20 protein-coding genes and 1 tRNA gene are annotated in these 22,032 nt (G+C 72.0%); 3 read left to right on the top strand and 18 right to left on the bottom strand.

Features of this window, described 5'->3' with window-relative positions:
* Positions 1-54: 54 nt before the first annotated feature.
* From TAE01_RS11375 to TAE01_RS11330, 10 genes are all read right to left on the bottom strand, one after another.
* Positions 55-606, bottom strand: coding sequence for a hypothetical protein (locus TAE01_RS11375; protein WP_147066497.1), 552 nt, complete (start codon positions 604-606; stop codon positions 55-57).
* The gene (locus TAE01_RS11370) at positions 603-1,775 is read right to left on the bottom strand and encodes a glycosyltransferase family 4 protein (protein WP_147066495.1); all 1,173 of its coding nucleotides are present in this window, start codon (positions 1,773-1,775) and stop codon (positions 603-605) included. The genes TAE01_RS11375 and TAE01_RS11370 overlap by 4 nt, the downstream gene beginning before the upstream one ends.
* Positions 1,772-2,779, bottom strand: coding sequence for a phosphatidylinositol mannoside acyltransferase (locus TAE01_RS11365; RefSeq protein ID WP_147066493.1), 1,008 nt, complete (start codon positions 2,777-2,779; stop codon positions 1,772-1,774). The genes TAE01_RS11370 and TAE01_RS11365 overlap by 4 nt, the downstream gene beginning before the upstream one ends.
* Positions 2,776-3,399: a phosphatidylinositol phosphate synthase gene (gene pgsA / locus TAE01_RS11360; protein WP_147066491.1), complete on the bottom strand. Its 624-nt coding sequence runs from the start codon at positions 3,397-3,399 to the stop codon at positions 2,776-2,778. Before pgsA ends, TAE01_RS11365 begins: the two co-directional genes overlap by 4 nt.
* Before the next feature lie 51 nt (positions 3,400-3,450).
* Complete coding sequence (locus tag TAE01_RS11355) at positions 3,451-4,005, bottom strand: HIT family protein (protein ID WP_147066489.1); 555 nt, start codon at positions 4,003-4,005, stop codon at positions 3,451-3,453.
* Between the two features lie 518 nt (positions 4,006-4,523).
* The gene (locus TAE01_RS11350; RefSeq protein WP_147066486.1) at positions 4,524-7,805 is read right to left on the bottom strand and encodes a GH92 family glycosyl hydrolase; all 3,282 of its coding nucleotides are present in this window, start codon (positions 7,803-7,805) and stop codon (positions 4,524-4,526) included.
* Between the two features lie 244 nt (positions 7,806-8,049).
* The gene (gene thrS / locus TAE01_RS11345; protein ID WP_147066484.1) at positions 8,050-10,035 is read right to left on the bottom strand and encodes a threonine--tRNA ligase; all 1,986 of its coding nucleotides are present in this window, start codon (positions 10,033-10,035) and stop codon (positions 8,050-8,052) included.
* Between the two features lie 141 nt (positions 10,036-10,176).
* The gene (locus tag TAE01_RS11340; protein WP_246111294.1) at positions 10,177-11,055 is read right to left on the bottom strand and encodes a MaoC family dehydratase; all 879 of its coding nucleotides are present in this window, start codon (positions 11,053-11,055) and stop codon (positions 10,177-10,179) included.
* Positions 11,052-12,371 carry a 3-oxoacyl-ACP reductase gene (locus tag TAE01_RS11335; protein WP_222594117.1) on the bottom strand — a complete coding sequence of 440 codons (1,320 nt, stop codon included), beginning with the start codon at positions 12,369-12,371 and terminating at the stop codon, positions 11,052-11,054. Before TAE01_RS11335 ends, TAE01_RS11340 begins: the two co-directional genes overlap by 4 nt.
* A 2-nt stretch (positions 12,372-12,373) precedes the next feature.
* Positions 12,374-13,681, bottom strand: a complete 1,308-nt coding sequence (locus tag TAE01_RS11330) for an acetyl-CoA C-acetyltransferase (protein ID WP_147066480.1) — start codon at positions 13,679-13,681, stop codon at positions 12,374-12,376.
* A 96-nt stretch (positions 13,682-13,777) separates the two neighbouring features.
* Here TAE01_RS11330 and TAE01_RS11325 point away from each other — a divergent pair, with 96 nt between their 5' ends.
* Positions 13,778-14,527: a TetR/AcrR family transcriptional regulator gene (locus tag TAE01_RS11325; RefSeq protein WP_147066478.1), complete on the top strand. Its 750-nt coding sequence runs from the start codon at positions 13,778-13,780 to the stop codon at positions 14,525-14,527.
* A 22-nt stretch (positions 14,528-14,549) separates the two neighbouring features.
* Positions 14,550-16,499, top strand: a complete 1,950-nt coding sequence (locus TAE01_RS11320; RefSeq protein ID WP_147066475.1) for an acyl-CoA dehydrogenase family protein — start codon at positions 14,550-14,552, stop codon at positions 16,497-16,499.
* Positions 16,500-16,542: 43 nt separating this feature from the next.
* On the opposite strand, the gene TAE01_RS11315 is transcribed toward TAE01_RS11320, so the two are convergent.
* From TAE01_RS11315 to TAE01_RS11305, 4 genes are all read right to left on the bottom strand, one after another.
* Complete coding sequence (locus TAE01_RS11315) at positions 16,543-17,064, bottom strand: flavin reductase family protein (protein ID WP_147066473.1); 522 nt, start codon at positions 17,062-17,064, stop codon at positions 16,543-16,545.
* A gap of 40 nt (positions 17,065-17,104) precedes the next feature.
* Complete coding sequence (locus TAE01_RS11310) at positions 17,105-17,455, bottom strand: MOSC domain-containing protein (protein ID WP_246111293.1); 351 nt, start codon at positions 17,453-17,455, stop codon at positions 17,105-17,107.
* Positions 17,456-17,555: 100 nt separating this feature from the next.
* Positions 17,556-17,771: an alpha/beta hydrolase family protein gene (locus TAE01_RS20885; protein WP_246111292.1), complete on the bottom strand. Its 216-nt coding sequence runs from the start codon at positions 17,769-17,771 to the stop codon at positions 17,556-17,558.
* 82 nt (positions 17,772-17,853) lie between these two features.
* On the bottom strand, positions 17,854-18,558 hold the full coding sequence (locus TAE01_RS11305; protein ID WP_246111291.1) for a phosphoribosyltransferase: 705 nt from the start codon (positions 18,556-18,558) through the stop codon (positions 17,854-17,856).
* 304 nt (positions 18,559-18,862) lie between these two features.
* Here TAE01_RS11305 and TAE01_RS11300 point away from each other — a divergent pair, with 304 nt between their 5' ends.
* Positions 18,863-19,276, top strand: coding sequence for a BLUF domain-containing protein (locus TAE01_RS11300; RefSeq protein WP_186815158.1), 414 nt, complete (start codon positions 18,863-18,865; stop codon positions 19,274-19,276).
* Between the two features lie 99 nt (positions 19,277-19,375).
* Here the strand turns inward: TAE01_RS11300 and TAE01_RS11295 are convergent.
* The 4 genes from TAE01_RS11295 to TAE01_RS11280 form a co-directional block, all read right to left on the bottom strand.
* Positions 19,376-19,449 (bottom strand) — tRNA-Val (locus TAE01_RS11295).
* Between the two features lie 105 nt (positions 19,450-19,554).
* Positions 19,555-20,046, bottom strand: coding sequence for a TIGR02611 family protein (locus TAE01_RS11290; protein ID WP_147066467.1), 492 nt, complete (start codon positions 20,044-20,046; stop codon positions 19,555-19,557).
* Positions 20,043-20,888, bottom strand: a complete 846-nt coding sequence (locus tag TAE01_RS11285) for an aminotransferase class IV (protein ID WP_147066465.1) — start codon at positions 20,886-20,888, stop codon at positions 20,043-20,045. The genes TAE01_RS11290 and TAE01_RS11285 overlap by 4 nt, the downstream gene beginning before the upstream one ends.
* Before the next feature lie 52 nt (positions 20,889-20,940).
* Positions 20,941-21,996, bottom strand: a complete 1,056-nt coding sequence (locus TAE01_RS11280) for an anthranilate synthase component I family protein (protein WP_147066462.1) — start codon at positions 21,994-21,996, stop codon at positions 20,941-20,943.
* Between the last annotated feature and the right edge of the window lie 36 nt (positions 21,997-22,032).

Here is a 22,032-nt window from a genome sequence, read left to right as displayed (position 1 = left end):
CGCGGCACGGCGGAGCCACCGACGAAGCCGGGGGGTGGGCCGGCTTGCGCGCCGTCAGACGGCGACGAGGTGCTCGGGCGACGCGTCGTCGAACTCGACGGTGTGCGGCATCGGCGTGTGCCCGGCCAGGTGGAAGAGCCGGATCGTCCACGTCCGGCGCATGCGACGCACGTCGGTGACGGCGTCGTTGTGGAAGCGCCGCGCGAGCTGGACGCGCAGGCACGCCGAGCTGAGGCGGCCCAGCACGTCCTCGCCCAGGGCGCTCGACCGCAGCGAGCTGACGACGTCGGGGGTCAGGGCGAGGTCGAGGGCCTCGGTGAGGTCGTTCTCCGCCAGCTCGCGGGCCTCGCCGTGCTCCGCCGGCGCCTCGAGCGACTCGGCGGCGGCGTTGGCGAGGATGAGCGACGTCGCGCCGTCGAGCAGTCCGCTGTTGGCGAGCTCGACCGCTGCCTCGGCCCGTCGCACGAGCCGGGCGTCGAGCGCGGCGAGGGTGCCACTCAGCCGGACGTGGAGGCGGTCGACGCGCGCCGCCGTGTAGGAGAGGTACCAGGCGATGACGACGAGGACGAAGAGGACCGCGAAGACCCAGGACAGCACCTCGCTCATCGGGAACCCCCGCGCAGGAAGCGGTTCCAGCGTCCTTGGGGCTGGAAGTCCGCGGCGGCCCGTCCCTCGATGACGGTCTCGTAGACGGCGAGGATCTCGTCGGCCACGACCGACCAGTCGAAGAGCCGCGCCCGGTGCTGGCCGGCGGCCGCGAGCTCGGCCCGGCGCTCCGGTCGGCGGAGCAGGTCGACGAGCGTGCGGGCGAGGTCGTCGGGCTGCTCGTTGGCGAACATGGCCCCGGCCGTGCCGCCGTCGAGCACGCGGGAGAAGGCCGAGAGGTCGCTGGCGAGCACGCACGCCCCCGCGCTCATCGCCTCGATGAGGATGATGCCGAAGCTCTCTCCCCCCGTGTTGGGGGCGACGTAGACGTCGACCGACGCGAGCAGCGAGGCCTTGTCGTCGTCGGAGACGGAGCCGAGGAACTCGCACGCCGCACGGACCTCGGGGGGCCAGCCCTCCGTGACCTCGTCGGGGTCGCCGGGGCCGGCGACGAGGACGCGCAGGCCGGGGATCGAGCGCAGCACGTCGGGCAGCGCGGCAGCGAGGACGGGCAGCCCCTTGCGCGGCTCCCCCATCCGGCCGAGGAAGGCGATGGTGGGCGATGCCGGCGTGCCGATCCACGCGGACCGGCGGGGGGCGCTCGCGAACCGGTCCACGTAGACGCCGTTCGGGATGACGACGGCGTCGCCGCCGACGTGGGTCGTCACGGTGCGGCGGGCGTCCTCGCTCACGGCGATGCGGCCGGAGATCTTCTCCAGGCTCGGCCGGATGATGGGGTATGCCGTCTGCATCGTCCGCGACCGCAGCATGGACGTGTGGAAGGTGGCCACGATCGGCCCCTCGGCCGCCATGAGCGCGAGGACACTGATGCTCGGCGTGACGGGCTCGTGCAGGTGCAGCACGTCGAACTGTCCGGCGTCGAGCCAGCGGTTGACCTTGGCGGCCGTCACGGGCCCGAAGTTGAGCCGGGCCACCGAGCCGTTGTAGCGCACGGCGGTGGCGCGCCCGGCGGACGTGACGTAGTCGGGCAGCTCGGTCTCGCTGTCGGCCGGGGCCAGCACCGACACCTCGTGGCCCTGACCGATGAGGTGCTCGGCGAGGTCGCGGACGTGGAACTGCACCCCGCCCGGCACGTCGAACGAGTACGGGCAGACGATGCCGATCCTCACGATGTCGCACCCGGCGTGGACGGCGCGGACGGCGCGGACTCGGTGGCCGTGCTCGGCGCGGTGGACACCGGGGCCGCCAGGTCGTCGACGAAGACGCGCTGGAGCATGTGCCAGCTCGACGTGTGCTCGCGGATCGCCACGGCGATGAAGTCGGCACACTGCTGGATGAGGTCGGCGGCGCGGACGGCCGTCGTGCCCTGGACCCGCGGCACGAGCGGCTCGCTGAACTCGATGACGCTGCGGTAGCCGCCCAGGCCCTCGCCGCGCGGTGCGGGCTCGTACCAGATCCGCGCCGCGTAGAGCGGCGCGCCGGTCATGAGTGAGAGGACGGCGGGTCCCTTGGCCATCCGGGCGCGATGGCCGAGCAGGTCGACCTCGACGCCGCCGTTGGTGAGGTCCCGGTCGGAGGCGAGGGCGATGATCCGGCCGCCGGCGCGGGCCGCGGACAGCAGTCCGTGGAAGGGGTCGTCGCCGCCCGTCAGCGGGATGATGTCCATATCGATGCTGCGCCGGAAGGCGACGAACTCCTGGAAGACCTCCTCGGGCTCGAGCCGCTCGGCCACCGTCGTGACGGGCAGGAGGCTGCCGGCCGACCATGCCGCGCCGAGGTCGAAGTTGCCCAGGTGGCCGACGAAGACGACGCTCGCCTCGCCCCGGGCGCTCAGCTCACGCACGCTGGCGTCGCCGCGCACCACGACCGCGCCCTCGATCTGCGAGCGCGAGAGGGACGGGAGCCGGAACGCCTCGCAGTAGTAGCGCATGTACGAGCGCATCCCCTGGCGCACGAGGGCGTCGAGCTCGGACTCCGACAGCTCGGGTCGCACGCGGCGGTAGTTCGAGCGCAGCCGCTCGATGCCCTTGCCCCCGCGTCGGACGGAGAGGTCGGCCACGCGGTCGAAGAGGCCGTAGGCAGCCCGCTCCGGGAGGGCGCGCACGACCGACCACCCGAGCTTGAACCCCAGCACGCTGACCGTCTGGGTCGCCCGGCGCGGGAAGCTGGTCACGCGCCCACCTCTCCGGAGGCGAGCGCCTGACGGCGCACCGTGAGCATCCGCTGCAGCACCGTGACGAAGCTCGCCACCGCCAGCAGCCCGAGGACGACCCCGAGCAGCAGCGTCGAGTCGAAGAGGTCCGCGAAGAACGCCGCGACGAGCACGGCGACGAGCCGGTCGGCACGCTCGGCGATGCCGACGTCGGCCGTGTAGCCGAGGCCCTCGGCGCGCGCCTTGGCGTAGGAGACGACGCTGCCGAGGATGAGGCAGGCGAGCGCGAGACCGGCCATGAGCTGGTTGTTGCCGCGGCCCGCGTAGAAGAGGACGAGACCGCCGAAGATGGCCGAGTCGCCCATGCGGTCGAGCGTGGAGTCGAGGTAGGCGCCCCACTTGCTGGACCGCCCGGACTCGCGCGCCATGATGCCGTCGACCGTGTCGGAGAAGACGAAGGCGGTGATGACGAGGACCCCGACCCAGATCTGCCCGCGCGGGAAGAAGGCCAGGGCGCCGACGCACACGCCGACCGTGCCGACGATCGTGACGACGTCGGGGCTGATGCCGAGCCGGAGGAACAGGTGGGCGATCGGACCGAGGATCTTGGTCATCGACGCGCGCAGGAGTCTGTTGAGCATGGTGGGGACAGCGTACTGACCGTCCGGGCGTGCGTGCCGACGGCGCTCGGCTCAGTCCGTGGGCCAGGCGGCCACGAGTCGGGAACGGGTGTCCTCGAGGAGCACGGGAAGCGCCTTGGTCTGCGCGACGATCGGGAGGAAGTTCGAGTCCCCGCTCCACCGCGGGACGACGTGCTGGTGCAGGTGGGCGGCGACACCGGCGCCGGCTACGGCCCCCTGGTTCATGCCCAGGTTGAAGCCGTGCGGCTCCGACGCCGCCTGCAGGACGCGCACGACCTGCTTCGTCAGGGCCGTGAACTCGGCCGTCTCCTCGTCGGTGAGGTCGATGTAGAGGGAGACGTGGCGGTAGGGGCAGACGAGCACGTGCCCCGGGTTGTACGGGAAGAGGTTCATCACGACGTAGCAGTGCTCACCCCGGTGGACGATGAGGCCCTCCTCGTCGGACTTGCCGGGCGCCGCGCAGAAGGGGCAGCCGTGCCCGGCCTCCTCGGTCGGCTTGTCGCCGAGGATGTAGGCCATCCGGTGAGGGGTCCAGAGCCTCTCGAACCCGTCCTCGACGTGGGCGAAGTCCGCCGCCGACTCCGTGCCACTGCCCTGCGTCGTCATGGTGACAGATCCTAGGGCGACCGCCGCCGGACGCCGGACGCCGGTCGCGGGCCCATGGCCGTCCTGGCCGCCAGCGTGTCGATTTCGCGAGCGGCCCGACCTTGGGTTCAATAGGACACGGGCCCTGCGGTGTGTGAGACCGCAGGGCCTTCGTCGTCCCCGGGCCTGACCTGTTCCCGCGACGGCCCCCGGGACGGTCCCTGCGACCGGCCTCCGGACACGGAACGACCCTGCGGGTGTGAGAGCCGCAGGGCCGGCCATCCCGGGACCTGCGCCGACGTGGTCGGTCACAGGTGGGAGGAAGGTGAAGGCCCGGGAAGTATGAGTTCCCGGGCCTTCTCTTCTTCATCGCCGAAGCGATTCGGAAACCGTCCCGCCGAAGCGGTTCGGTCCTTCATTTGTAACCCCGCGCGGCCCGGGGCGCAACCGTTTCCGAAACATTCGCGCCACCTTTCTCACCGGGGCACCGACCGGGTCCGGCGTGTCGGTCGCGCCACGCCGGAGCCGGTGGGCGGCTCTCAGCCGAGCGACACGGCATACACCTCGAAACGGTCGTCGCCGGGCAGCGTGATCGACTGGAGCTGCTTCGAGCGGTCCACGGCCACGGTGGTGCCGAAGAGCTGGACCGGGGGTCCGTCGACTCCGGCGCCGCCCTTGATCCGGTGGTCCATCGCGATGGCGACCTGGTTGCCGTTGTGACCGCTGCCGGCCGCCCAGTCGGTGAGCGAGATCGGCACCGACTGCACGCTCCCGTCGGTGTAGGTCACGCGCAGGGCCGTCGACACGTCGCCGTTGTGCGTCGACCCGATGACGTGGATCGCACTGCGGCTCGCTGCGGGCACGAGGATCGTCTGGCCGCCGCCCTCGACGAAGTTCGGTGTCGTGCCGGACGTGACGGGCGCCGCATACGTGACGCCGTTCCAGTCCCAGGTGCCCGCCGCGGGCAGCAGGGCGGCGTCGTAGCTCCACCCGCTGCCGTCGAAGTTGCCGTCGCTCGGCGCGGCGACCGTGGCGGTGCCGTCGTGGTCGCGGGCGGCCGCGAGGTCGACGGCGCACCCGGCGGCGCCCGGCACACAGGCGAGGGCCTGCTGCAGCTGCACGGTGACGACCTTCGTCACCGGTGCGACACCGGGGGCCGACGACGTGACGGTCACCTCGTGGGAGCCGACGCCGAGACCGGCCGGGAGCCGGAGCGTCACCGGCACCGAGGAGCCGGCCGGGACACCGTCGCTGTGCAGCACGGTCGCCCCGTCACCGCCCGACCCGACGGCGGCCGACCAACCCTGTGGTGCTGCGACCGCCACCTGGACGGGGAGGCTCTTGGGCGCCTGGCCCACGAGGTCGACGGAGAAGCGCGCCTCACGTGCCCCGGTGGGCACGACGACAGGGTTCGGTCGTGCCGTCATCGACAGGGACAGCCGCGGGTCGCGGCCCGCCTGCACCGCCGACGGTGGCACGTCCGCAGGCGTCGTGCCCCAGCGGCTCGGGCTCGTGCCGACGGTGTGGGCAATGGTGCCGCCGCTGCGCAGGGCCTTCCAGTCGACCCAGCTCTTCGTGCTCCTGCTGCCGTTGATCTCGAGGCTCTGCACGTAGCGCCGGTCGTCCGAGACACCGGGGGCGGTGATCGTGAGGCGGCCACCCTGGCCGGTGCTCACCGAGCCCGGTCGGGCGACGTCGATGTCGACGCGCTCGAACTGGGGAGAGCTGACGACGAAGAAGTTGGCGCCGCTCATCGTCGGGTAGAGCCCCCAGGAGGAGAAGACGTACCAGGCGCTCATGGTGCCGAGGTCGTCGTTGCCGGTCATGCCGTCCGCACCGTCGGTGAAGAGGGTGAAGGCCGCCCGGGCGACGGTCGCGATCTTGGCCGGCTGCTGCACCCACGCGTAGACGTACGGCGCGAGCAGGTCGGGCTCGTTGTTCGGGTTGTACGTCGGCTTGCTGTAGTAGGCGTAGGTCGCCTCGATCCAGTCGGTCCGGGCCGTCCGAGCAGGGTCGGCGAGCAGCTTGTCGTAGGCGAAGAAGTCGTCGAGCCGCTTCTCCGTCGACGCACGGCCGCCCATGAGCTTGACCAGGCCGGCGGGGTCCTGCGGTGCGAGCCACTGGTACTGGTAGGAGCCGCCCTCGTGGAAGGCGTGCGAGGCCTCGACGGGGTCGTACGGGTCGAGCCACGTGCCGTCGGCCATCCTCGGCCGGAAGGACTGCGTGCCGGCGTCCCAGAGGTTCTTGTACCAGCCGCTGCGCTCGGTGAGCATCGAGGCGTCGGAGGTGTGGCCGAGTCCCTTGGCCATGATCGCGAGCGACGCGTCAGCCGCGGCGTACTCCATCGTCGCCGAGGCCGGGTGGGCGCAGTCGTTGTCCCCGCCGTGGGAGACGCAGTCGGTGCCGACCCGCAGGCCGAACGGGATGTAGCCGAGCTTCTCGTAGTAGTGCTGGCCCGAGCGCCCGTTGTACTGGCTGTCGGCAGGTGGTTGCTTGGTCACGTTCTGCTTGAGGAGGGCGTAGGCCTCCGCCTCGTGGCCGGCGAGGAAGCCCTTGCTCCAGCCCTCGACGAGGAACGGCGTCACGGGGTCGCCGGTCATGATGTTCGTCTCGCTGTTGACGAGCGCCCACCGCGGCAGCCAGCCGCCCTCGCGCCCGATGGCGAGCACCGAGAGGTAGGAGTCGCGGGCCACGTCTGGGGCGAGCACCTCGAGCAGCTGGTTCTGGGGCCGGTAGGTGTCCCACAGCGAGAAGTTCTGCCGGGGCGTGTAGCCCTGGGCGACGTGGTTCCTGCCGTCCCAGCCGTGGTAGGTCCCGTCGACGTCCGAGGCGAGGTTGGGGTGCATGAGCGAGTGGTAGAGCGCGGTGTAGTACGCCGTCCTGCGCTCGTGCGTGCCGCCCGTGATGCGCGCGTGGCCGAGCTGCTCCTCCCAGCGCTGGGTCAGCGCCGCCCGGGTCGCGTCGAAGTCGAAGCCGCCGCCGGTCTCCCGGGAGAGGTTGGCGCGGGCACCGTCCGCCCCCGTGTAGCTGAGGCCGACCTTCATCGTGACCGAGGTCGTGCCGGACGGGAACGTCAGTGCCGCGCCGTTGCCACCTGCCGTGGTGGCCGCGTCGCGGGCGCCGGCGGTCAGCGTGGACCCGCTCCAGGTGCTGAACGAGCTGAAGGGACGGTCGAACTCGGCGCGGAAGTAGACGGTGTGCTCGTCCTTGCCGGCGCAGAAGTTGCCGTCGTGGATGCGGCCCTCGACGACGCGGTCGCCGACGACGTGGACCTCGGAGTCGAAGACCCGCATGTTGGCCTTGCCCGTGTTGAGCAGGACGTTCGCGGCCTTGTCGGCCGGGAAGGTGAACCGCTGCCACCCCGTGCGGTCCGTCGCCGTCAGCTCGGCCGTGACGCCGTAGGTCGGCAGGCCGACACGGTAGTAGCCGGGGCTCGCCTCCTCGTCGGAGTGGGAGTAGGTCGACGCGTAGCGCGAGGGGTCGACGCTCGTGACGGCCCCGCTCGTCGGCATGACGGGCAGCTCCCCCACGACGGGGCAGCCGACGCCGGACAGGTGGGTCTGGCTGAAGCCGTAGATCGACTTCTGCGAGTAGTCGTAGCCCCCCTCTCCCCCGGTGTCCGGGCTGACCTGCACCATCCCGAACGGCGCGCTGGCACCCGGGAAGGTGTTGCCGTTGTCCTGGGTGCCGATGAACGGGTTGACGGAGCCGACGAGCGGTGCGGCAGCCGCCGCTGTCGGGGGTGCGTCCGACGGCAGGACCGGCCCGAGGGCGGTGGCGGCGAGGACGACGGTGCCGAGCGAGCGGAGCACGGTGCGCATGGACGTTCCTTCGGGGAGGGCGACGACGGTGTCCTTCCCGAGACTCGTGTCGTCCGGTGTGACCGGCAACCCGAGACGCCTGTCCTGTCCGATGGACGCCGGACATCGGACAAAGAGGTCGTATGCCGTGTGCCCCGTCCGCGGCCACGGCCGCCCCGCGCGCAGCGAAGGAGCCCCCGCCGACGAGGTCGGCAAGGGCTCCTCCCGCGTCACCACACGGCATACGCCGTCGTGGCCGGCGGCCTCAGACCTGGGCGCGGCTCTCGATCGCGGCCAGGATCTCGGCGATCGCGTCGTCGACCGGGACGCCGTTCTTCTGCGAGCCGTCGCGGTAGCGGAACGACACGGCGCCCGCGGCCTTGTCCTCCTCGCCGGCGATGAGCGTGAAGGGGACCTTCGACTTGCTCGCGTTGCGGATCTTCTTCGGGAAGCGGTCGTCGCTGGCGTCGAGCTCGACGCGAACTCCCTTGCGCTTCAAACGCTCCAGCACCTCACCGAGGTAGTCGGCGTAGTCCTCCGCGACCGGCACGCCCAGCGCCTGGACGGGCGCCAGCCACACCGGGAAGGCTCCGGCGTAGTGCTCGACGAGCACCCCGAGGAAGCGCTCGATCGAGCCGAACTTGGCCGAGTGGATCATGACCGGCTGCTGCCGGGTGCCGTCGGCGGCCTGGTACTCGAGGCCGAAGCGCTCGGGCTGGTTGAAGTCGTACTGGATCGTCGACATCTGCCAGGTGCGACCGATGGCGTCACGCGCCTGCACCGAGATCTTCGGGCCGTAGAAGGCCGCACCGCCCGGGTCGGGCACGAGCTCGAGACCGGAGGCGGTGGCGACGTCCTCGAGGACCTTCGTCGCGACCTCCCACTGCTCGTCGGACCCGATGAACTTCGAGGACTTCTCGCCCTCGGTGTCGCGGGTCGACAGCTCGAGGTAGAAGTCGTCGAGGCCGAAGTCCTTGAGCAGGCCGAGCACGAAGTCGAGCAGGTGCTTGATCTCCCCCGGAGCCTGCTCGGCGGTGACGTAGCTGTGCGAGTCGTCCTGCGTCATGCCGCGCACGCGGGTCAGGCCGTGCACGACACCGGACTTCTCGTAGCGGTAGACGCCGCCGAACTCGAAGAGGCGCAGGGGCAGCTCACGGTACGAGCGGCCGCGCGACTGGTAGATGAGGTTGTGCATGGGGCAGCTCATCGCCTTGAGCTGGTACTTCGCCCCCTCGAGCTCCATGGGCGGGAACATCGTGTCGGCGTAGTACGGCAGGTGCCCGGAGGTGTGGAACAGCGCCTCCTTGCTGATGTGCGGGGTGCCGACGTAGGAGAAGCCCTCCTCGATGTGCCGACGGCGGACGTAGTCCTCCATCTCCCGCTTGATGACACCACCCTTGGGGTGGAACACGACGAGGCCGGAGCCCAGCTCGTCGGGGAAGCTGAAGAGGTCCATCTCGGCGCCGATGCGACGGTGGTCGCGCCGCTCGGCCTCGGCGAGCCGGTCGAGGTAGGCCTTGAGCTCGTCCTTCGTCGGCCACGCGGTGCCGTAGACGCGCTGCAGCTGCGGGTTCTTCTCCGAGCCACGCCAGTACGCGGCTGCCGAGCGCATCAGCTTGAAGGCGTTGCCGATGAGCTTGGTGCTGGGGATGTGCGGACCGCGGCACAGGTCGCCCCACGCACGCGTGCCGTCACGTCGGATGTTGTCGTAGATCGTCAGCTCGCCGGCGCCCACCTCGACCCCGGCGCCTTCGGCGGCCTCGTCGGCGTTGCCGCCCTTGAGGCCGACGAGCTCGCACTTGTACGGCTCGTCCTTGAGCTCCTCGAGCGCGTCGGCGTCGGTGACGACCCGGCGGGCGAAGGTCTGTCCCTCGTTGATGATCTTCTGCATGGCCTTCTCGAGGGCCTTGAGGTCATCGGGATTGAAGGGGGTCTCGACGTCGAAGTCGTAGTAGAAGCCGTCTCGGATGGGCGGGCCGATGCCGAGCTTGGCGTCCGCGTGGAGCGACTGCACGGCCTGGGCGAGCACGTGGGCGGTCGAGTGGCGCAGGACGGCGAGCCCGTCCTCACTGTCGACAGTCACGGGCTCGACGACATCGCCCTCGGCGAGGATGTGGAACAGGTCGCGCAGCTGACCGTTGACGCGCGCGACGACGACGGCGCGGTCACCCTCGAAGAGCTCACCCGCCGTCGTCTGCTCCGCGACCGATCGCTCGCTTCCGGCGACGGTGACGGTGATCTGTGCAGACACGGTTGGTGCTCCTCGTTCGACAGGGACCCGTCGTGGGTGACGGGTCCTGGGTGGCGCCGCTCAGGTGCGGCCCCGCAAGGGTATCGAGACAGCGACGGGGCGGGCGACGCGGTTTGGCTCTCAGGGGGCGGGAAGCAGGGGTCACCAGCTGTTCTCGACGACGGCGTGCTCGATCTCGCCCGTGGCGTTCTCGAGCACCGACAGGGTGCGTGAGCGCTCGAAGGCGGTCCGCAGGCGCACGGTCGACGGGAGCCGCACCGGCTTGCGGAACCACACCCGGCTCGTCAGTCCCGACGCGGGAAGCCTCGGACCGAGCGACGCGAGCACCCGTGCGTAGGAGTACATCCCGTGCGCGATCGCGGTGGGGAAGCCGAGCGGCCTGGCCGTGAGAGCGTGCACGTGGATGGGGTTCCAGTCACCCGACACCGCGGCATACGACCGGCCGGTGCCCTCGGCGAGCAGCCAGAGCGGGCCGGCGCCTACGGATGCGAGCTGCTCCGTCGAGGGTGGGTCGGACGACTCGGTGTCCGCGTGCTCGGTGCCGCGCGAGAGATAGGTGCTGATGCCGCGCCAGACCGTCTCGCCTCGGACCGAGGCCTCGGACACGAGGTCGACCTGGCGCCCACGGCGGTGCGGGCGGAGGTCCTGCGCCCAGACCGAGACGTCCAGCGGCTCGTCGACCCCGACGGGCCGGGTGGCCTCGATGCGGTTCTCGACGTGCACGGCGCCGAGCAGCGGCAGGGGAAAGCGGTCTCCGCTCATGACCTGCATCTGGAGGGGGAAGGCGACGAGGTGGAGGTACGTCGACGGCAGGGCTCCGGTCACCGGGAACCGGCACACGCGCGAGTAGGCGACGAGGTCGTCGACGTCGACGCGTATGCCGGCTCGCGAGTAGCGCACGTCGGGCAGGGTGTCGCTGTCGTTGCCCCGCCGCAGCGCCGCGGTCGCGTAGATGCGGCGCAGGTCGGGGGCTCCGTCGAGCGTGATCTCCTTGGTCATCGCGGCGTCACTCCCCCTCACGCGCCGAGCAGGCTCTGCCCGCAGACGCGGACGACCTGGCCGGTCACGGCGGCGGCGCCGGGCTGGACGAACCACGCGATGGTCTCTGCGACGTCCTTGGGCTGTCCCCCCTGCTGGAGGGAGTTCATGCGACGCCCGATCTCCCTCGTGGCAAACGGGATCCGCGCGGTCATCTCCGTCTCGATGAACCCGGGAGCGACGGCGTTGACCGTGATCCCACGGTCGGCGACCTGGCGCGACAACGCCGTGACGAGGCCGATGACGCCGGCCTTGCTCGCGCCGTAGTTCGTCTGGCCGCGGTTGCCGGCGATGCCCGCGATCGAGGCGACGCAGACGATCCGGCCGCCGTCGGCCAGGCCACCTTCGCCGAGGATCGCGTCGTTCATCCGCAGGACCGAGCGGAGGTTGACGTCCATGACGCTGCGCCAGCGGGCGTCGTCCATGTTGACGAAGAGCTTGTCGCGCGTGATGCCGGCGTTGTGCACGACGATGTCGAGGCCGCCGTGGCGCGCCGTGGCGTGCTCCACGATCCGACGGCCCGCGTCGTCGGAGGTCACGTCGAGCTGGAGCGCGGTCCCCTTCACCTCGTTGGCCACGCGGGCCAGGGCATCGCCGGCGGCGGGCACGTCGACCGCCACGACGGTCGCACCGTCGCGTGCGAGCACCGTGGCGATCTCCGCTCCGATGCCTCGTGCGGCACCGGTGACGACGGCGACCTTGCCCTCGAGCGGGCGGAGCGCGTCGACCTCACCGCTCGTGGACTCGTCGACCCGCACGACCTGGCCGTCGACGTAGGCCGATCGCCCGGAGAGGAAGAACTCGACGGCGGAGCGGACGCCGTCCGGCGCGTCGCCCTGCGCGAGGACGAGGTTGGCGGTGGCTCCCGCGCGCAGCTCCTTGCCGAGCGATCGCACGGCGCCCTCGAGGGCTCGCTGGGTGGTCACCTCGGCGACGTCGGTGAGCGTCGCCGGGTCGGTGCCGATGACGACGACGCGCCCGTTGCGCTTCAGCGCCTTGACGGCCGGGGCCCCCAGCAGGCGCAGCTGGTCGAGCTCACCGGGATCGGCGGCGGCGCTGAGGTCGAGCACGACGGCACCGATCTTGCCCTCCGCGTCGGCCGCCGTCGACACGGTCGCGACCCCGGCGCGAGCCAGCCAGGAGGCGATGCCCTCGGCGAACCGGCCACCACCGGCGACGAGGACGGGTCCCTCGCACAGCGGGAGGCCCGGCTCGTAGCGTCGCAGCCGGGTCGGCTGGGGGACGCCGACTCGCTTGGCCACGGGTGAGCTGACGATGGTCGTGAACAGGTCGGTCATGCTCATGCCTCCAGGATCGCGACGACGCCCTGGCCGCCGGCGGCGCAGATGGAGATGAGGCCTCGGCCACCGCCCGCCTCCTTGAGCTGCTTGGCGAGCGAGGCCACGATGCGCCCGCCGGTCGCGGCGAACGGGTGACCCGCCGCCAGCGACGAGCCGTTGACGTTGAGCCGGCTCCGGTCGATCGAGCCGAGCGGCGCCTCGAGCCCGAGACGCTCGCGGCAGAAGTCGGGATCCTCCCAGGCCTTGAGGGTCGTGAGCACCGTGGCGGCGAACGCCTCGTGGATCTCGTAGAAGTCGAAGTCCTGCAAGGTCAGTCCGTTTCGGGCGAGCAGCCGCGGCACGGCATACGCGGGCGCCATGAGCAGCCCCTCGTGGCCGTGGACGTAGTCGACGGCAGCGGTCTCGGCGTCGACGAACCAGGCGAGCGGTGTCAGCCGGTGCTCGGCCGCCCACTCCTCGCTCGCGAGGAGCACGGCCGACGCGCCGTCGGTGAGCGGCGTCGAGTTGCCGGCCGTCATCGTCGCGCCGTCGCCCTTGCCGAACGCGGGCTTCAGGGTGGACAGCTTCTCCACGCTGGAGTCCGGCCGCAGGTTAGTGTCACGTGAGACTCCGAGGTACGGCGTGACGAGGTAGTCGAAGAAGCCGCGCTCGTAGGCTGCGGCGAGGTGCTGGTGGCTCGCCGCCGCGAGCTCGTCCTGGGCCTCGCGGGTGATGCCCCACTGGGCGGCCGTCAGCGCCATGTGCTCGCCCATCGACAGACCCGTGCGCGGCTCGACGTTCTCCGGGATGGCGGGCACCAGGTGGGCGGGACGCAGCCCCGCCAGCGCCTTGGCGCGCTCGCCCGCCGACCGGGCGCGGTTGGCGGCCAGGAGCGTCCGGCGCAGGCCCTCGCTCACGGCGATGGGGGCGTCGCTGGCGCTGTCCACCCCTCCGGCGATGCCGGCGTCGACCTGGCCCAGGGCGATCTTGTTGGCCACGAGGATCGCCGCCTCCAGACCGGTACCGCAGGCCTGCTGGATGTCGTAGGCCGGCGTCGTCGGGTCGAGGCGCGTGCCGAGTACGGTCTCGCGCGTGAGGTTGAAGTCGCGGCTGTGCTTGAGGACTGCTCCGGCGACGACCTCGCCGAGTCGCTCGCCGGCGAGTCCGTGACGCGCGACGAGCCCGTCGACGGCCGCGGTGAGCATGTCCTGGTTGGAGGCCTTGGCGTAGGGGCCGTTGGACCGGGCGAAGGGGATGCGGTTGCCCCCGACGATCGCGACACGGCGCGGCGCGCGGGGGGCGGTCCTCTGGGCGGACTGGGATGCCATGGATCTCTCCTGGGGTCGGGGTCGAACCTGTCGTCGGTTCCAAGGTATCCGAAACTGCCAGTAGTCGATACAGGCAGTACCTGTTACTTTCGTGACATGGACGACGACGTGGCCACCTCTGCGGGAACGCGCACCCCGACCCGGGACGGACGCGACGCCCGCTGGGAGCGGCACCGCGAGGAGCGCCGAACAGCCCTGGTGGACGCGACGATCCGCGCCATCCGCGCCCACGGGGCCGGCGTCGGCATGGACGACATCGCCGCTGAGGCCGGCACGTCCAAGACCGTGATCTACCGCCACTTCGAGGACAAGGCGGGGCTCTACCGGGCGGTCGCAGCCCGCATCGACGGCCGCGTCGTCCGCAACGTCGGGGCCGCCCTCGCCCGCTCGCACGCCCCGGACCCCACTGACTCCCCGGACTCCGCGGACTCCGCGGACTCCCAGGCCGTCGGTCCGCGCGAGCTCGTCGCGTCGACCGTCGATGCCTACCTCGCCCTCGTCGAGTCCGACACCGAGGTCTACCGGTTCGTCGTCAACCGTCCCCTCGTCGACCTGCCCCTGACGGACGACCCGGTGGGCGGCACCGTCGACCAGGTCACCGACCAGCTCACCGGCCTGCTGCTGGAGTCCCTGACCGCTCCCGGCACGGACCCGTCCCGGGCCCGCACCTGGGCCATCGCGCTCGTCGGCTCGGTCCGCGCCGTCGCCGACGACTGGCTGGCCACGGCCGAGGGCGACCGGGCACCTCGGGCCGACGTCGTCGCCTCGCTCACCGAGCTCGCGTGGCACGGGCTCGCTCCCGTCCTCACGTCCCCGACCACCACGACCTCCACCCCGACCTCCTGAGGTCCAGACCGGAAGGCATTCGATGTCGACGGCCACCGACTCCCCCACCCAGCCCGCACCCGACCCGTCCGGCGCTCTCACCGCCGCGCTGCGACGCCACCTCAACGGCCCGTTCGGCGCCGTGCGCGAGCACTGCCGCGCCCTCGACCCGGCGACCTTCGGGGCCCTGCCCGCGCCCCTTCCCATGGAAGAGCACCGAGCCCGCGTCGCCTCGCAGATGGCCGACCTGGCGTCGCAGCCCTATGCGGCCCATGGCTTTCCGGAACACCAGGGTGGGACGGCGCGCTATGGCGAGGCGGTCGCCGCGTTCGAGATGCTCGGGCACTCCGACCTCTCGCTCTTCGTCAAGGCCGGCGTCCAGTGGGGTCTCTTCGGGGGCGCCGTGTCGCTCCTCGGGACCAGCCGCCACGACGACCTGTTGCCCCGCATCATCTCGGGCGAGCTGCAGGGGTGCTTCGCGATGACCGAGACCGGCCACGGCAGCGACGTGCAGAACCTCCTGACGACCGCGACGTTCGATCCTGCGTCGGACGAGCTCGTCGTCCACTCGCCCGGGCCTGCCGCACGCAAGGACTACATCGGCAACGCCGCCCGGGACGGACGGCTCGCAGCCGTCTTCGCCCAGCTCGTCGTCGACGGCGAGTCTCGGGGGGTGCACTGCGTCCTCGTCCCGATTCGCGACGAGTCCGGCACTCCCGCAAGGGGCGTCACCATCGAGGACTGCGGTCCCAAGCTCGGCCTGGGTGGCGTCGACAACGGCCGCCTCCTCTTCGACCACGTCCGGGTCCCGCGCACCAACCTGCTCGGCCGCTACGGCGACATCGGCGAGGACGGCACCTACGCGAGCCCCATCGACAACCCGGGACGCCGCTTCTTCACGATGCTCGGCACCCTCGTCCGGGGACGCATCTCGGTCGCCGGTGGCGCCGGGGCGGCTGCCCGCTCGGCGCTCGCCGTCACGACGAGGTATGCCGTGGGGCGGCGTCAGTTCGCGGCCCCCGGGAGCGACGTGGAGACGACGGTCCTCGACTACCGCACCTACCAACGGCGGCTGCTGCCGAGGATCGCCACGGCATACGCCCTCCAGCTCGCCCAGCACGAGCTCGTCTCGGCGATGGACGACGTGCTCGCCGGGCGCGCGACCAGCGAGCACGACCAGCGACTGCTCGAGACCCGGGCCGCGGGCATCAAGGTGCTGACGACGCGCCACGCGACCGACACCATCCAGGAGTGCCGCGAGCTGTGCGGTGGCGCAGGCTACCTCTGGGCCAACCGCCTCGCCGCGCTCAAGGCCGACACCGACATCTTCACGACGTTCGAGGGCGACAACACCGTCCTGCTCCAGCTCGTCGCCAAGTCGCTCCTCGCCGACTACCAGGCCACGTTCGGCGACCTCGACACGGCCGGCATCGTCCGGTTCGGCGCCCGGCTCGTCGGGGGCACCGTCATCGAGCGCTCGTCGGCGCGGGGGATCATCCAACGGCTCGTCGACGCGGCCCCGGGTCGCGAGGAGGACGTCACCTTCGGGATCCGGGGCACGCAGCTGCGACTGCTGCGCGAGCGCGAGGAGCACCTCGTCGAGGGGCTCGCCCGCCGGTTGCGGCGAGCCACGGCGCCGGGAGCCGATGCGTTCGCCGTGTTCAACGCGAGCCAGGACCACCTCGTCGATGCCGCGACCGCCCACGTCGAGCGAATGCTCGCCGAGACCTTCGCCGCCTCGGTCGAGGCGTGCGCCGACGAGAGCGCCCGCGGCGTGCTGGCGCGTGTCTGCGACCTCTACGCGCTCTCGACGATCGAGCGGCACAAGGCGTGGTACCTCGAGCACGACCGGCTGAGCCCGGCTCGCGCCAAGGCGCTCACCGCGCTCGTCAACGACGTCTGCACGGAGCTGCGCCCCCACGCGACGACGCTCGTCGAGGCCTTCGGGATCCCCGAGGGCCTGCTCACCACGGAGATGTCGGGGACGGCCTGACCGCCCGGAGGGCGTATGCCGTCCGGGCGGGGTCGGACGCAGGTCACGCGGTCGGGTGCTGGTAGCGACCGCGACGGTGCACGAGAGGGGCGTCCTCGGCCCCGACCTCGGCGTGCTCGATCGTCGCCTCGACGAGGACCGACCAGCCGACGTCGCGCCGGCTGCCCGGGTCGAGCCGCACGCCCATCCATGACGTCGCGTGGCTCGGTCGCGGCCCCCACTCGGTCTGCTCCCACTCGACGAGCCTGAACGCACCCCCCGGTGCCGGCATGACGCCCGCGAAGACGTCCGCGAGCCGCTCGTCGCGCGCACCCAGGAGCGTGACGACGGCCGTGCCCGTCTCTACGAGGGCGTCGAGCAGGTCGGAGTCGGGGTGGAGCAGCCCGACGACCCGGCCGGGGTCGCCGGTCGCGACGAGGTAGGACGAGACGGTCAGCCCCACCCGCTCGATGCCCTCGCCCGAGGTCCACAGCGAGACGGCGCCACCGATGCGCCCGCGCAGCCGCCGGACCGGGTCACGGTCCTCGTCGGGGGTGTCGAAGGGGTGCTCGGTGTGGATCGTCATCGCAGCCGCACCCGCGGCGACCGCGACCGTCCGTGCTCCGTCACTCCGGCTCGGCCACGAGGAGGGCGTCGTCGACCGACACCTCACCCGGCTCGACGACCCGCGCGTAGACACCGGCGCACTGCGACGGCGCCTGGGTGATCTCGAGCGTGCAGCCCCCCAGCCGGACGACCCGGCCGACGAGCTTGTCGAGCCCCGAGGAGTCCATGTCGAGCACGATGTTGGCCTTGGGGTGGCTCTCGACGTAGTCGTCGACCGACACGAGGTGGACGGCGTGCTTCTTGGCACGGTTGCCCTCCGGGCCCGTCTCGGTGATCGCGACCGAGTCGAGCTCCTGCCCGGGCGCGTCGGAGTCGGGATAGATGTAGAGGCTCGAGACCGTGGCGATCATGCTGCACACGCTAGCCCGCGACGGACGCTCACGCCGCGCAGCCGCTCCGTGGCCGGTGGGGAAGCCTCAGGCTGCCTCGGGAGAGCCCACGCCGTGGAGCTCACGCCGTGGCGCTCGCACCGAGGTGCTCGACGAACCAGTCCCGCGCGAGCGCAGCGGCCGGCGGGAGGGTCCCCGGCTCCTCGAAGAGGTGGGTCGCACCGGGGACGACGGCCAGCCGGCACGTGCAGCCGGTCAGCGCCTCCCGCGCCCGACGGCTGAGGGCGAGGACCTCCCGGTCGGCTCCTCCGACGATGAGCAGGGTCGGTGCCCGCACGGCCGAGAGCCGAAGGCGCCCTTCCAACCGCGCCGGACCCGCCGGGATCACCACGACCCCATCGGTCGTGTCGCGACCGCTCTCACCGCTCCCGTCGCTCCGGGCCCTCCCGGCGATCGGGCCGTTCGCCCCGGGGAGCCGCCGACCGCAGGCGGCGGTCGGCTCGCTCCAGCAGGGTCACGACCTCGTCGTCGCTCGTCGGGGTGAAGTCCTCGTAGTGCTCGCCCACGGCGCGGAAGCGTTCCGGCGTCGAGACGCAGACGACGGTGTCGGCCTCCGTCAGCTCCCTCACCGTCCGGGCCGGCGCGACGGGTACGGCCAGGACGACGCGCTCGGCCCCCAGCTGCCTGGCGACGATGCAGGCGACCTTTGCCGTGGCGCCGGTCGCGATGCCGTCGTCCACGACGACGGCGACCCGTCCGTGCAGGTCGACCCGGAGCCGGCCCCGGCGCAGGCGCTCGACACGGGCGTCGAGGACGGCGCGCTCCCGGCGCTCGACGGTCGCCAGGTCCTCCGGGCCGACCCCGGCGCGAGCGAGGAGGTCGCGGTCGACGACCTCGACGCCGCCCTCGCCGATGGCGCCCATCGCGAGCTCCGGGTGGACGGGGACCCCGAGCTTGCGTACGACGATGACCTCGAGCGGCGCGCCCAGCGACTCGGCCACGACAGCGGCGACCGGCACCCCGCCCCGGGGAAGTCCGAGGACGACGACGTCCTCGTCCCGAAGGCTCGCGAGCAGCTGCGACAGCTGTCGTCCCGCGTCCACCCGGTCGTCGAACACCACCATCGTCGGCCTCCCTCGACTTGGGCACCGAGCGACCCTCGCGAACGCACTCCGGCGCCCACCTCATCGTCACCCCCTGAGGGCCCGGGACAGCAGGGGCCTTGGTCCCTGGCCTCGACGGTGAGCGACTCGGGGCTGCCCGGTCCGTGGGGCGGGTGCAGGTCGCGACGACTCCGGGCACGCCGCGCGTCCCTTCGGGCCCGAGGTCGTGCCCCGTCTAGGATGTCGCGCGGGCATCAAGCAGAGGCGCCCGACGATGGCACCGTCCCGGGAACCTCCCGGCCCGGGCCGGATCGGGAGGAACAGGGTGCTATCCCTCACGTACTTCAGCACGGCGACGACTCCGCTCGACGCGGACGACCTGCGCGAGCTGCTCGAGCGCACGAGGTCGCGCAACGCGTCGGTCGGCCTGACCGGGCTGCTCCTCTATGCCGACGGGAGCTTCGTGCAGACCCTCGAGGGTCCCGACGACGTCGTCGAGGAGACCTTCGCCCGGATCTCGCGCGACACCCGCCACCGGTCCGTGTCGGTCGCGCTGCACGAGCAGGTGGACGAGCGGCACTTCCCCGACTGGAGCATGGGCTTCCGCGAGCTGTCGGACGAGCAGACCCGGTCGGTGCCCGGATTCAACGACTACCTCGACGGCAGGAACGCTCCGCGCACACCGGGCGGCAACAGGGCCGAGGCGTTCCACCGGGCGTTCCGCACGTTCGCACCCTGACACCCGCTCTCACACCGGCCGAGGGGAACCGCCGCGAGCACTCCGGTGACGACGTGGCCACACGGGCGGGGCGCGAGGACCGACGAGGTCTCTCGAGGGTGGACGTGAAGGGACTCGAACCCCTGACCTCTCGCGTGTGAAGCGAGCGCTCTAACCAGCTGAGCTACACGTCCGGGCGCCCCTGTCCCGACAGGGCGTCGGGGCGTCGGATCGAAACAATAGCCGGTGCGGACGTCCGCACGGAAATCGCCCCGGTGGCGGGCCGACCGGCCGCGATGTCAGTCGACCCCCGGCACCCGTGTCAGCAGCTGATCGGCCCACTCCGGGACGAACTGCGAGACGCCGGCCCAGGCGAGATAGCCCCAGAGGACCCCCCACACGACGAGCAGCGTCCCGAGCGCCACGACACCGCGCACCCAGACGGCCTGACCCATGATCCAGTCGTTCCACCGGCTGACGTGGCGTCGGGCGAAGTCGAGCCAGCGTTGCGCGAACTCGAACTCGCTCGCGAGGATGAGCAGTCCGAAGAAGACGACGAGCCAGCCCGGACCCGGCGCGGGGACCATGATGAGGCCGACGACCGTGACGACGCCTCCGACGACGCCGACGGCGGTACGCCAGATGGCGTGGGTCACCGGGTTGCGGCGCAGCCGGGCACGCCAGGCCCAGCGGTCCTCGCCCGCGTCGAGAGTCGCGTTCGGGTCCGAGTAGTCGACGGACGCCGGGCCCCCCGCCCTGCCCGTGTCGCCGTCCCGACCGTCGGCCGTCACGGGTCGCAGTCCCGCTCGGCGTTGCTCCGGAAGATGCGTCGGAGCTCGCTCGTCACGGGGCCGTCGGCCGACAACATCCGGTCGTCGACCGCATGGATCGGCAGGACGTCCTTGGTCGAGCTGGTGATGAAGACCTCGTCTGCGCTCTGGAGCACGTCGAGCGGCAACGTCTCCTCGCGCACCTCGATTCCGGCGGCGCGGCCCCACTCGATCGTCAGCTCGCGGGTGATCCCGAGCAGCAGCCCCGACTCGGCCGGTGGCGTCAGCACGACACCGTCGACCACGACGAAGATGTTGCTGCCCGTGCACTCGCACAGCTCGCCACGGGTGTTGCCGAAGACCGCCTCGACGGCCCCCTCCGCCTTGGCACGCGCCAGGGCGACGACGTTCTCGGCGTACGACGTCGTCTTGAGCCCGACGACGGCCGAGCGCTCGTTGCGCGTCCAGGGCACGACGGTCAGCTTCCCGCTCGCGGGCGGGAGCGGCTGCGGGGCCGCCAGCGCGATGTAGGTCAGGGAGGCGTCGTCGCGGTCCGAGCCGAGCGGTCCGATGCCGCCGGTGACGCTGTAGCGCAGCCGGCCGAAGTCGATGGCGGGCCCGTCGAGGACGGCCGCGACGCCCTTGTCGACGAAGGCGAGGTCGAGCGGCGGCAGCCCGAGCCCGGCGGCGGATCGTTCGAGCCGTCGGTGGTGCCGCGTCAGGGCGAACGGCTGCCCTCCGGCGATCTTGGCCGTCTCGAAGACACCGTCACCGACCGTGACCGAGTGGTCCAGGGCCGAGACGGAGGGGCCGGTCGGGTCGACGAGGTCGCCGTCGACCCAGACGCGCGTGGTCGTGCTCATGGTCCCTTCCTGGGGGCTCGGCGGCCGCCCGGAAGGCGCCCGACGGGAGTCATCATGGTGTCACAGTGCCGGCGGCCAGGCCGATGAGGCGGGCCGCCTTGAGCTCGGTCTCGGCCCACTCCCCCTCGGGGTCGGAGTGCCACGTGATGCCGGCCCCGGTGCCGAACCGCAGCCACCGCGCTCCGGCGTCGTCGTGTTCGGCCCAGAACGTGCGGATGCCGACGGCGAGCTCCGCCTCGCACCGGTCGGCGTCGACCCAGCCGACCGCCCCGCAGTACGGGCCCCGCGGGGTGGGTTCGAGCTCGCGGATCGCGTCGAGCGCGCTCGACTTCGGGGCACCCGAGACGGAGCCGGGTGGATAGGCGGCCGCGAAGACGTCCGGCCAGCCCACGCCGTCACGCAGACGCCCGCTGACGGTGGACACGAGGTGCACCAGGCCGGGGTGGCGCTCGAGGGCGCACAGCTCGTCGACCGACACCGTGCCCGGCTCGCAGACGCCCGAGAGGTCGTTGCGCATGAGGTCGACGATCATGACGTTCTCGGCGAAGTCCTTGGGCAGCATCTGCTCGGCGGTCTCGGCCGTCCCCTTGATCGGGCGGGTGACGAGACGTCCGTCGCGACGCGAGAGGAAGAGCTCGGGCGACGCGCTGACGACGTCGAGACCGGCCGCCACGCAGCGGACCCGGGCGGCGTGCGGGGCTGGGTTGCCTTGCCGCAGAAGGGTGTCGAGCCCGTCGAGGTCAGCAACGTCGTCGAGCGCATGGCTGAGCACCCGGCACACGTTGACCTGGTAGACGGTCCCCGCCGCGATGCGCTCGCGCACCTCGCGGACGGCCTGGACGTATGCCGTCCGGTCGAGCGAGCTGGCCCAGCGCCGGTCGAGCGGCCGCCACGCCGCGTCGGTCGGGACGGCGCCATCTGGGACGCTGCTGCTCACGGCATACGGCCTCGGGGTGACCTCGGCGAAGCGCACGGCGGTCACGTCGCCCTCGAAGGTCGCGACGACGGCCCAGAAGCCCTCGCCGGAGATGGCGTCGAGGGCTTCCGGGCCGTGTCGGACGTCGATGACCCCGCGGGCGTCCCGGTCGGCGAAGCGGGCGTGGTCCACCCGCAGATCGTAGGGCCTAGGTGTACCCGGTCATGG

The organism is Terrabacter aerolatus (assembly GCF_007991735.1).
Classification (GTDB): Bacteria; Actinomycetota; Actinomycetes; order Actinomycetales; family Dermatophilaceae; genus Terrabacter; species Terrabacter aerolatus.
The sequence above is the reverse complement of the archived record's forward strand: the minus strand, read 5'-3'. Positions and strand labels throughout refer to the sequence as shown.